Raw genomic sequence first — 11557 nt, forward strand, 5'->3', positions numbered from 1 at the left:
TCCCTGCAGCAGGCCGCTCATCAGGCCGCGCGATCGAGCCGGCCACGACTCCATGGCGAGCGCGGCGCCGGCGGGCCACTCCGCGCCCATACCGATGCCGAGCAGCGCGCGGAACAGGAACAGCAGCGCGAAGCTCGGCGACAGGCCGGCGAAGAGGTTGCAGAGCGAATACCACAGGATCGAGATCATCAGCGGCGTCTTGCGCCCGACACGATCGGCGAGCCAGCCGGAGCCGGTGGCGCCCACCAGCCGCAGCCACAGCGTGACGGTGAAGACGGCGGTCACTTCGATCAGCGGAACGTGGAACGATTCCGCGATGGGCACCATGATCAGCAGGAAGATGGTGAAGTCGAACGCATCGAGGGTCCAGCCCAGCCATGCGGCGATCCATGCCATCCATTGATCCCTGGTGGGCTCCTTCCACCATGGGAGCTGGCCTTGTATCTCGGCTGTCATTGTCATCGCTTTCCTCCTGACGTGCTTGAGCAGCTCCTATATCGACGCGGCCGTCTGCGCGGCCTGAGCGCTGCAGCGTCGTCCGATGACGTTGAATCGGATAACGCTCCGGTTGTCCTTCGTCGGTCGCATCTTCCTGCGGAAAGCCGGTGTTCGCCCATCGGGTCGCGGCCCGAGGGCATGCCTTTCCGGAAAATGCTCCAACGTCGGGAGGAAGCGAAGCCGCCAATCGCAAGTTCAGGAAAAGCTGTGACGAATTCGCTCCGCCTCGATGGCGGTGAGACGTGAGCCCGGGATCAAACATCCCTGGACTGCATCACTGGCAGCTCCCAGACGCTGCACGATCTCAATCATTCGCGCTGCAAGTATGTCACGGGATTGCGGCGTGACAAGCGAGCATTTCACCGACTTTGGGAGGGGGAGAGCTCATGGCCATGATGAGCGTCACCGTTGGGTAAGGATGACTGACCGGACAACAGGCCTCAACCGTAACCGTATCCGTAACGTGATCCGAACCCTGACTACATGACCAGGAGCTCTTGGGATTTATCCATCCAATTGCGTCATGGATGCGTGCGCGCGAACATGGCGGCCTGCCTGATACTGTGCATTGACATGGGAACATCGGAACGGCGTTCGCCGAAAGATGCGCCCATGCCCCGTCAGGTCTTGAAGGCCACAAGCGGTCCCATTTGCCACAGCGCGGGTTTTCTTGGGGAGGGGCCGGGAAAACCCGGATATACTTTTAATCGCCATTGACCTTCAACGTGTGGTGCGGGCTGGAACAACTGGAAATTTTTGCAATTGGAAGGTGTATGATGGCTGAATCGCTAAATTTGGTCGTTGAGCAGGACCAAACCGGCCTTTGGCGCGTGACGAGTCCGAACGTCCCCGCGCTGGTCGCCACCGGGCGTTCGCGTCGTGAGGCCCTGTCCAATGTTGACGGCGCGATCTCTCATCTGCAGCGGGTCGCGCGCTTCGCCGGCATCGTCACGGATGACGCCTTGAGGTGCGGAGCCTGACAGGGCGGGTTGGAGTCTCGGCGGCAGCTCTGCGCCGGAGACCCGCGCGATGGCGGCGTGGCAACGGCTCGGGAAGCTGCGCCGGATTGGTTCGCCTCACGCGCCGGTGGTGAGTGCGTAGGATGGGTGGAGCGAAGCGATACCCATCATCTTGGTTGCGAACATGATGGGTTTCGCGAAGGGCTCAACCCATCCTCCGCGCTGCCTTTTCTTGTCCGGAATTCGCGTTCGACGGACACCCTCCAAAAGATCTGTTGCCAGCTAACAGCGATGCCGCGCGCCATCCCGGCCGACGAAGGTGCCGGATGCCGGGTCGTAGGAGCGATAGCGCTGGCAGGCGGCGGGCGCGGGCGTTGCGCCGATCACGACCTGCGAGGGATAGGCCTGCGGGGAGCGATAGGAATTGCCGGCGAACAGGCCTTCGACGCCGAGCCAGGCGCTGCCGGGGTCGGCGGCGTAATTGCCGGGAAAGAAACCGTTGGTGGGAAAGTCGCGCGGGTCGTCGCGGCCGTCATACGACCAGGGGCTGGTGTTGCCGTAACGGAGCGGGCGAACGCCCAAGTCCTGCGCCAAGGCCGGCGCGAACGCCGACGTTGCGGCGAGGGCCGCCACGACCATCGCGGCCATTCTTCCTGCGAATCTCGCTCTGACAAGTCCTGCTCTGCTCATGACAGCCCATCCATTCTCGTCATGGACGAATGGTCCCCCAATCGCCTTTCCAGCCCGTCAGCCGTCCCTTGCGAAACTGCAGATAAAGCCCATCGCTGCGGCTTGACAGGGTGGTGCCCTTGACGTCGGGCAGCGCGAGCAGAAGCTCGTCGCCGGGACGGCCGCGGACGTAGTTCAGGGGGACGCCGAGCGCCTGCGAAGCCTGCTCCTCGCTCATGCCGAAGGCAAGCGGGATCACGCGGATGCGGGGCGGTTCGGCGCGCGCGGCGTGCATGCCGACCAGCATCGGCGTCAGTGCGATCGCGAACACCAGGCTTTTCACGGCGCGCTCCAGCCTCATCGTTGTGCCAGGGATACCAGCGTTCCCGCCGGGGTCCATCCGCCGCCCAGCGCCTGGAACAGGCTGACGGCGGCGAGAAGCTTTGCCAGCCGCACCTGCACCAGGGTGTTTTCGGCGGTGAACAGGGTCTGCTGGGTCTGCAGCACGGTGATGAGATTGACCGTGCCGCCGCGCAACTGTTCTTCCGCGACGTCGAAGGCCTTGCGCGAGGCGCTCACGACGTCCTTTTGCAAACGCTCCTGCAGGGTATCCTTCTGCAGCGCGATCAGCGCCTTCTCGACGTCGGCGAAGGCGGACACGACCGCCTTGCGGTAGGCCTGCAGGTTCTGCAGCTGCACGCCTTTGGCCTGCTTCAGTTCGCTTTCCAGCAGGAAGCCGTCGAAGATCGGCTGGGTCAGGCTGGCCGTCAGCGTGTAGAACCACGCGCCCGGCGTGAACAGCGACGCCAGCGCCGCGCTCTGGAAGCCGGTCGTGCCGGTCAGCTGGATCTGTGGAAAGAATGCGGCGCGCGCGGCCTCGACGCTGAAATTGGAGGAGGCGAGCTGCGCCTCGGCCTCACGGATGTCCGGACGCTGATAGAGCAATTCGGAAGGCAGGCCCGGCGTGACGCGCGGCACCGCGATCTGGCTGGTCGAGCCGCCATGCACGGTGAAATTGGCCGGCGCGCGGCCGACCAGCAAAGCCAGCGCGGCAATGTTCTGCCCGAGCGTGACCTCGAGCGGCGGGATCGCCGCGCGCTCGGTCGCAACCAGCGCTTCCTGCTGCGACAGGTCGAGCTGAGACGCGGTGCCGCCATTGAACTGGTTCTTGATCAGCGCAAGAATGCGTTCGGCCGCCGCCAGGTTCTCGCGGGTGACGCGCAACTGGTCCTGGGCGGCGAGGATCTCGAAATAGGTGTTGGCCACCGTGACGATCGTGGTCAGCGTGACGACCTCGCGATTGTAGCGCGATGCCGTCGCGTTCTCCTCCGCCGCGTAAAGCGCGGCGCGGTTCTTGCCCCAGAAGTCGAGCATGTAGCTCGCGGTGATATTTGTACTGAACAGCGTGGTGGTCGAGGAGCCGCCGCCGGTGACTCCGGTAACACCGGTGGCCCCGGTCGCACCCACGCTGCTGCCTCCGGAGCCCGAATGGTCGCGCTGCGCGCTCGCATTGCCGGTGACCGTCGGCAACAAGGGCGCGCCGGTGATCCCGACCTGGGCATCGGCCTGCGCAAGCTGCGCGATCGCCACCGCGATATCGAAGTTGGAGGTCTGGGCCGCGTCCATCACCGCGGTCAGTTCCCTGGAGCGAAAGCCGCGCCACCAGTCGAGCACCGGAAGCGCCGCGTCGGCATCGCCCTTGGCCGCCGCGCGATAGCTTGCGGACATGTCGAGATCGAGCGCGGGCCGCTCCGATCCAAGGATGCAGCCCGACAGGCCGGGGCTGACCGCGAGCGCAAACAGCGCGCAGCCCGCGCGAAGCCTGCCGCGGACATTGCCGCGCACGAGGTCGATCCAGGCATGGCGCCGGGGTCGTCGCAGGACATGGACTGACAAGGCTGTTGGCATCTACTCGCCCGGTTGCAGGGATGGCCCGGGCGTATGTCGGACCGTGCCGCTCCGGAGACGTTGGCTCCAGAGCCGAAATCTGTCTAGATACAAATAGATCACAGGTGTCGAATAAAGCGTCAGGACCTGGCTCAGGATCAGGCCGCCGACGATCGCGATGCCGAGCGGCTGCCGCAGCTCGCCGCCGTCACCCATGCCGATCGCGAGCGGGACGGCGCCGAGCAGGGCCGCCATGGTCGTCATCATGATCGGACGGAAGCGAAGCAGGCAGGCCTCGCGAATCGCATCCAGCGGGTCCAGGCCGCGCACGCGTTCGGCCTCGAGCGCGAAATCGATCATCATGATGGCGTTCTTCTTGACGATGCCGATCAACAGAATCACGCCGATCAGCGCCATGATACTGAATTCGGTCTTGAACACCATCAGCGCCAGCAGCGCGCCGACGCCTGCTGAGGGCAGTGTGGAGAGAATCGTCAGCGGATGGACGTAGCTTTCATAGAGCACCCCGAGCACGATGTAGATCGTGATGAGGGCCGCGAGAATCAAAAACGGCTGGTTGTTGAGAGAATCCTGGAACGCCTTTGCCGTGCCCTGGAAACTTCCGCGCACGGTGGCCGGGACGCCGATGCTGTTCATGGTGGCGTCGATGGTGGCGACCGCCTTGCTCAGCGACACGCCTGGCGGCAGGTTGAACGAGATCGTGGTGGCGACCAGGAGCCCCTGATGGTTGACCGCGAGCGGTGTCGTCCCCTGGGTGAAGCGCGCCACCGCAGCCAGCGGGATCATGGTTTCCTGGGTGGTGGCGACGGCAGACCCGGTCGAGGCGACGCCCTTGCCGGTAGCGCCGATCGAGTTGGTCGCCAGATTCCGCGCGGCCTGGGCGTTGGCGGAAGCCGCCGCGCTCGACGTGGCCGAATTCACGACGGTCCCCGCCACCGCGTTGGTCGCCTGCGAGCCGCCGACCGAGCCGCCGGAGGTCGAGACATAGACATCCCTCAGCGTCTGCGGATTCTGCCAGTAGCGCGGCGCCACCTCCATGATGACGTGATACTGGTTGCGGGCGACGTAGATGGTCGAGACCTGGCGCTGGCCGAACGCATCGTACAGCGTGTTGTCGATCTGGCTGACGGTGATGCCCAGTTGCGCCGCGGCGTCGCGGTCGATCACCAGATCGGACTCCAGTCCCTTGCTCTGCTGGTCGCTGTTGACGTCGGCGAGAATGGTCGGCTGCTGCTGCAGCGCCGCGGTGATCTTCGGCGCCCATTCCTGCAATTCCTCCAGCGTGGGCGCCTGCAGCGTGAATTGATACTGGGCATTGGAGGCCCGGCCGCCGACCCGGATGTCCTGCACCGCCTGCAGGAACAGGGTTGCTCCAGGCACCACCGCCATCTGCCGCCTGAGCCGCGCGATCACGCCGTCGGCGGAAAGGTGGCGCTCGCCGAGCGGCACCAGCGACATGAACATGAAGCCGCCATTGGTCTGGCCGCCGCCGGTGAAGCCGACGACGGTGTCGACGGCGGGATCCTTCTTGATGATGCTGACGAACTGCGTCAGCTTCTGCTGCATCAGCTGAAACGAGATGCTCTGGTCCGCCTGGATGATGCCGATGATCCGGCCGGTATCTTGTTGCGGAAAGAAGCCCTTCGGGATGACGCCGTAGAGGTAGAAATTGAGGCCCAGCACCGCGGCCAGGATCAGCATCATCGACCGCGGATGCTCGAGCGCGCCGGTGAGCGTCGAACGATAGAAGCCCAGCATCGCGTCGAAGAAGCGCTCGCTGAGCTGGTAGATTCTGCCATGGCCCTCGCCGGTCTCGCCGCGCAGCAGCACGGCGCACATCATCGGCGTCGTCGACAGCGAAACCGCCAGCGAAATCAGGATGGATATCGAGATCGTCATCGCGAATTCGCGGAACAGGCGGCCGACGATGCCGCCCATCAGCAGGATCGGGATGAAGACCGCGATCAGCGAGATGCTCATCGAGAGCACGGTGAAGCCGACCTCGTTGGCGCCCTTCAGCGCCGCCTGCAGCGGCGACAGGCCGTCCTCGATGTAGCGGGTGACGTTCTCGAGCACGACGATGGCGTCGTCGACGACGAAGCCGGTCGCGACCGTCAGGGCCATCAGCGACAGATTGTCGAGGCTGTAGCCCATCAGGTACATGACGCCGAAGGTGGCGACCAGCGAGACCGAGACCGCGACGACCGGGATGATGGTCGCGCGCAGGTTCCGCAGGAACGCGAACACCACGACGACCACCAGCATCACGGCAAGAATCAGCGTGCGTTCGACGTCGCGCAGCGAGGTCCGGATCGTGGTCGAACGGTCGACGCCGAGCGCGATGTCGATCGCGGGAGAAATCGAGGCGCGGAGCTGGGGCATCAGCCCCTTGACCAGGTCGACGGTCGAGATGATGTTGGCGCCCGGCTGCCGGTACAGGATGACGAGGACGGCCGGCTTGCCGTTGGCGAGCCCGGCGTTGCGCAGGTTCTCGACGCCGTCGATGACCTCGCCGACGTCGGTCAGATGGACCGCGGCGCCGTTGCGGTAGGCGACGATCAGGGGTTTGTAGTCCTCGGCCTTGTTGGCCTGGTCGTTGGAATAGATCTGAAAGCGCTGGTCGCCGACGTCGATGCCGCCCTTCGGGCTGTGCGCATTGGCGCTGGCCAGCGCGGCGCGCACATCCTCCAGACCGATGCCGTATTTGTAGAGCGCCTGCGGAATCAGGTCGACCCTGACCGCGGGCAGCGAGCTGCCGCCGACCACGACCTCGCCGATGCCGTCGACCTGCGACAGCTTCTGCGCCAGCACGGTCGAGGCCGCGTCGTAGAGATCGCCCTTTGTCAGGGTGTCCGAGGTCAGCGCCAGGATCAGGATCGGCGCGTCGGCCGGGTTGACCTTCTTGTAGGTCGGATTGCTGCGCAGGCTGGTCGGCAGGTCGGCCCGCGCCGCGTTGATCGCCGCCTGCACGTCGCGCGCCGCGCCATTGATGTCCCGGTTCAGGCCGAATTGCAGCGTGATGCGGGTCGAACCCACCGTGCTCGACGAGGTCATTTCCGTGACATCGGCGATCTGCCCGAGATGGCGCTCCAGCGGGCTTGCCACGGTGGTGGCGACATCCTGCGGGCTGGCGCCGGGCAGGGTGGCCTGCACCGAAATGGTCGGAAAATCCACCTGCGGCAGCGGCGAGACCGGCAGCTTGAAGAACGCCACGGCGCCGGCCGCCGCCAGCCCGAAGGTCAGGAGCGTGGTTGCGATCGGCCGGCGAATGAAGGGAGTTGACGGCTGCATGACTTCAGAGCGACCCGCTCGCTTGCCCGACGCCGCGGGGCCCTCCGGCAAAGCGTACCGCCCAACGGTCGAACCAGAGATAGATCACGGGCGTCGTGAACAAGGTCAGCGCCTGGCTGAGCAGCAGGCCGCCGACGATGGAGATGCCGAGCGGATGCCGCAGTTCCGAGCCGGCGCCGGTTCCGATCATCAGGGGCAGCGCGCCGAGCACGGCGGCCATCGTGGTCATGATGATCGGCCGGAATCGCAGCAGGCAGGCCTGATAGATCGCCTCGCGCGGCGGCTTGCCCTCGTTGCGCTCGGCGTCCAGCGCGAAGTCGATCATCATGATGGCGTTCTTCTTCACGATGCCGATCAACAGGATGATGCCGATGATCGCCACGATGGTGAGGTCGTCGCCGGCGGCCATCAGCGCCAGCAGCGCGCCGATTCCGGCGGACGGCAAGGTCGACAGGATGGTGATGGGATGGATGAAGCTCTCATAGAGCACGCCCAGCACGATATAGACGGTGACGATCGCGGCCAGGATCAGGAACAGCTGGTTGGAGAGCGAGGATTGAAACGCCAGCGCCGCGCCCTGGAAGCTCGTGATCACGCCGAGCGGCTGGCCGATATCGGTCTGGGCCTGCTTGATCGCGGTCACCGCTTCGCCGAGCGAAGCCTCGGGCGCCAGGTTGAAGGAGACGGTCGCCGACGGAAACTGTCCGAGATGCGAGACCTGCAGCGGCGCGGTTTCCTCCCGCATCTTGGCCAGCGCCGAGATCGGAACAGGGGTGCTGCCCACCGACGACGGCAGATAGATGTCCGACAGCGACTTGAGGGAATTCTGCAGGGACGGGTCGGCTTCGAGGATGACGCGATACTGGTTGGAGTTGGTGAAGATCGTCGAGACGATGCGCTGGCCGTAGGAGTCGTACAGCGCGTTGTCGATCGTCGCCGGCGTGATGCCGAAGCGGGCGGCCTGGTCGCGGTCGATCTCGACGTAGATCGACAGGCCCTGTGCGGAGATGTCGCTGGACACATCGCCGAATTCCGGCAGCGTCTTCAACTTGTCGACGAGCTTGGGCGCCCACACCGCGAGCTCGGCGGGGTCCGCATCCTGCAGAATGAACTGGTATTGCGTCCGGCTGACGGTGCCCTCGATGGTCAGATCCTGCACCGGCTGCATGTAGAGGGTGACCCCGGTCAGCGCGCCGGTTGCGTTCTTGAGCCGCGCCATGACGGTCGAAATGCTGGATTTCCTGACGTCCTGCGGCTTCAGGTTGATCAGGATCCGCCCGCTGTTGAGCGTGGTGTTGGTGCCGTCCACGCCGATGAAGGACGACAGGCTGTCGACGTCGGGATCCCTGAGGATGATGCTCGCGAGCTGCTGCTGCCGTTCCGCCATCGCGGCATAGGACACCGATTGCGGCGCTTCGGATATCGCCTGGATGACGCCGGTATCCTGCAGCGGGAAGAAGCCCTTCGGGATCACCACGTAGAGCCAGGCGGTGAGGCCGAAGGTCGCGAGCGCGATCAAGAGCACGAAGGTCTGGCGGTCGAGCACCCATGTCAGCATCCGGGCGTAGATCTCGATCACGCGGTCGAAGCCCTCGCGGCTGTAGCGCTGGAAGGCGTTTTCGTCGGCTTCGCTTTCCGGCTTGAGCAGCTTGGCGCAGGCCATCGGCACCAGCGTGAGCGAGACCACCGCGGAGATCAGGATGGTGACCGACAGCGTGATGGCGAATTCGCGGAACAGGCGGCCGACCACGTCGCCCATGAACAGCAGTGGAATCAGCACGGCGATCAGCGAGATCGTCAGCGAGATGATGGTGAAGCCGATCTGCGCGGAGCCGTGCAGCGCGGCCTGCAACGGCGTCTCGCCCTCTTCGAGGTAGCGGGAGATGTTCTCGATCACGACGATGGCGTCGTCGACCACGAAGCCGGTGGCGACCGTCAGCGCCATCAGCGACAGGTTGTTCAGGCTGAAGCCGAACAGGTACATGGCGCCGAGCGTGCCGACCAGTGACAACGGCACGGACAGGCTCGGGATCAGGGTCGCCCGCGTGCTGCGCAGGAACACGAAGATCACCAGCACCACCAGGATGACGGCGAGCGACAGCTCGAACTCGACATCCGCCACCGAGGCGCGGATCGTGATGGTGCGGTCGGTCAGGATGTTGAGATCGATCGCGGCCGGCAGCGTCGCCTGCAGCTGCGGCAGCAGCGCCTTGATGCCTTGGACCACCGAGATCACGTTGGCGCCGGGCTGGCGCTGGATATTCAGGATGATCGCCGGCGTCTCGTTCATCCAGGCGCCGAGCTTGTCGTTCTGGGCACCGTCGACGACGTCGCCGACATCGCTCAGGCGGACCGGCGAGCCGTTCTTGTAGGCGACGATCAGCGAAGCGTAGTCGCGGGCATTCCTGATCTGGTCGTTGGCATTGATCGTGTAGGCGCGCATCGCCCCGTCGAAGTTGCCTTTCGGGGTATTGATGTTGGCATTGCCGAGCGTGGTGCGCAGGTCGTCGATGTTCAGTCCGTAGGCGGCGAGCTTGCGGATGTCGGCGCGGATCCGCACCGCTGGCCGCTGGCCGCCCGAGATGCTGACCAGCCCGACGCCCGGCAATTGCGAGATCTTCTGTGCCAGCCGGGTGTCGACGAAATCCTCCACCTGCGTCAGCGGCATGGTCTTCGAGGTCAGCCCGAGCGTCAGGATCGGAGCGTCGGCCGGATTGACCTTGGCGTAGATCGGCGGCGCCGGCAGGTCGGAGGGCAACAGGTTGCCGGCGGCATTGATCGCGGCCTGCACCTCCTGCTCGGCGACGTCGAGCGAGATGGCGAGGCCGAACTGCAGCGTGATGACGGAGGCGCCGGCCGAGCTCACCGAGCTCATCTGGTTCAGGTTCGGCATCTGGCCGAACTGCACCTCCAGCGGCGCGGTGACCGAGGAGGTCATCACGTCGGGGCTGGCGCCGGGATAGAAGGTCTGCACCTGGATGGTCGGGTAGTCCACCTCGGGGAGCGCCGCCACGGGGAGGAAACGGAATGCCAGCATGCCGGACAGCATGATGGCGATCATCAGCAGGGTCGTCGCCACCGGCCGCAGGATAAACGGCTGTGACGGGTTCATTGCTGCGCGCCGTTCTGCTGAGGCCCGTTTTGCGGCGACCCGTCCTGCGAGCGCCGCCGTTTGCCGCCGCCGGACTTGTCGCGCTTGCCATTCTGATCTTGCGGTTTGTCCTGTGTCGGAGTTTGCGTCGCGTCTTGCGTGCCGGCTTGTGTGTTGGCTGCGCCGGCCGCCGCGTTGGCGTTGGCCGCCGCCCGCAGATTGATCTTGGCGCCGTCACGCAGCTTGTCGGCGCCGTCGACCACGATCTGGTCGCCGGGCGCGAGCCCGGAGAGCACTTCGACGCGGTCGCCGTCGGTGATGCCGAGCTTCACCGGTCGGACCGCAACGGTCGAGTCCGCGGCATTGATGAGATAGACGAAGGTGCCGGGGACACCGCGCTGGATGCCGGCGGTCGGCATCGTCGTGACGTCCTTGTGGGTGTCGAGCAGCAGGCGGATATTGACGAACTGGTTCGGATAGAGCGTCTCGGTCTCATTCGGGAAGATCGCGCGCAGCTTGATCGTGCCGGTGGTGGGATCGATCTGGCTATCGAATGTCGACAGCGTGCCGTCGGCGATCTTGGTCGCGCCGCTGCGATCGAGCGCGGTGGCGGGCAGCGAGGCGCCGGCGCGCAGGCGCTTGGCGATCGCCTGCAGATTGTCCTCGGGCACCGTGAACAGCACGCTGATCGGCTGCAGCTGGGTGATCACCACGATGCCGTTGGTGTCGCCGGGGGTGACATAATTGCCCTGATCGACCTGGCGCAGTCCGACGCGACCGTCGTTCGGCGCCAGGATCCGGCAATAATTCAGGTTCACCTCGGCCGACTTGACCGCGGCGCGGTCGGCTTCCACCGTGCCCTGGTCCTGGCCGACCAGCGCGACCTGGGTATCCAGCGTCTGATGCGGCACCGCGTTCTGCGCGGCCAGTCCCTGATAGCGCGTCAGATCGACCTGCGCGCCCTTGAGCTGCGCTTCGTCGCGCGCCAGCTGTCCCTTGGCTTGCGCCAGCGTCGCCTCATAGGGCCTTGAATCGATTTCCGCGATCAGGTCGCCCTTCTTGACCTCGTCGCCTTCCTTGAAATCGATCTTCATCAAATAGCCGCTGATCTGGCTCCGGATCGTCACGGTGGCCAGCGACG

General features: G+C 65.2%; 8 protein-coding genes. 1 reads left to right on the forward strand and 7 read right to left on the reverse strand.

The genetic code is table 11. The annotated features are described in order from the left end of the window. Window positions 1-396 (reverse strand): MFS transporter (locus tag WCB02_RS19130; RefSeq protein WP_423960408.1); only part of this gene is annotated, 396 nt, incomplete at its 3' end. 815 nt (window positions 397-1211) lie between these two features. Between WCB02_RS19130 and WCB02_RS19135 the strand changes: the two genes are divergently transcribed. Continuing rightward, entirely contained in the window at window positions 1212-1478 is a 267-nt protein-coding gene (locus WCB02_RS19135) for a hypothetical protein (protein WP_423960410.1), read from the forward strand. Between the two features lie 261 nt (window positions 1479-1739). On the opposite strand, the gene WCB02_RS19140 is transcribed toward WCB02_RS19135, so the two are convergent. From WCB02_RS19140 to WCB02_RS19165, 6 genes are all read right to left on the reverse strand, one after another. Then, the gene (locus WCB02_RS19140; protein WP_423960411.1) at window positions 1740-2096 is read right to left on the reverse strand and encodes a BA14K family protein; all 357 of its coding nucleotides are present in this window, start codon (window positions 2094-2096) and stop codon (window positions 1740-1742) included. Window positions 2097-2166: 70 nt separating this feature from the next. Continuing rightward, the gene (locus WCB02_RS19145; protein ID WP_423960412.1) at window positions 2167-2469 is read right to left on the reverse strand and encodes a hypothetical protein; all 303 of its coding nucleotides are present in this window, start codon (window positions 2467-2469) and stop codon (window positions 2167-2169) included. 14 nt (window positions 2470-2483) lie between these two features. Further along, window positions 2484-3971 carry an efflux transporter outer membrane subunit gene (locus WCB02_RS19150; protein ID WP_423960418.1) on the reverse strand — a complete coding sequence of 496 codons (1488 nt, stop codon included), beginning with the start codon at window positions 3969-3971 and terminating at the stop codon, window positions 2484-2486. Between the two features lie 63 nt (window positions 3972-4034). Then, on the reverse strand, window positions 4035-7325 hold the full coding sequence (locus WCB02_RS19155) for an efflux RND transporter permease subunit (protein ID WP_423960413.1): 3291 nt from the start codon (window positions 7323-7325) through the stop codon (window positions 4035-4037). A gap of 4 nt (window positions 7326-7329) precedes the next feature. Next, window positions 7330-10437, reverse strand: a complete 3108-nt coding sequence (locus WCB02_RS19160) for an MdtB/MuxB family multidrug efflux RND transporter permease subunit (protein ID WP_423960415.1) — start codon at window positions 10435-10437, stop codon at window positions 7330-7332. Beyond that, window positions 10434-11557: efflux RND transporter periplasmic adaptor subunit (locus WCB02_RS19165; protein ID WP_423960416.1), on the reverse strand; the 1124-nt coding region annotated here is incomplete at its 5' end. The genes WCB02_RS19160 and WCB02_RS19165, both read right to left, overlap by 4 nt.

Source organism: Bradyrhizobium sp. (assembly GCF_049581145.1).
Taxonomy (GTDB): Bacteria; Pseudomonadota; Alphaproteobacteria; order Rhizobiales; family Xanthobacteraceae; genus Bradyrhizobium.

Coding starts and splice junctions, on each gene's coding strand:
- WCB02_RS19140 (WP_423960411.1), bottom strand. CDS start 2,096: ATGGTCGTGGCGGCCCTCGCCGCAACGTCGGCGTTCGCGCCGGCCTTG.
- WCB02_RS19155 (WP_423960413.1), bottom strand. CDS start 7,325: ATGCAGCCGTCAACTCCCTTCATTCGCCGGCCGATCGCAACCACGCTC.
- WCB02_RS19160 (WP_423960415.1), bottom strand. CDS start 10,437: ATGAACCCGTCACAGCCGTTTATCCTGCGGCCGGTGGCGACGACCCTG.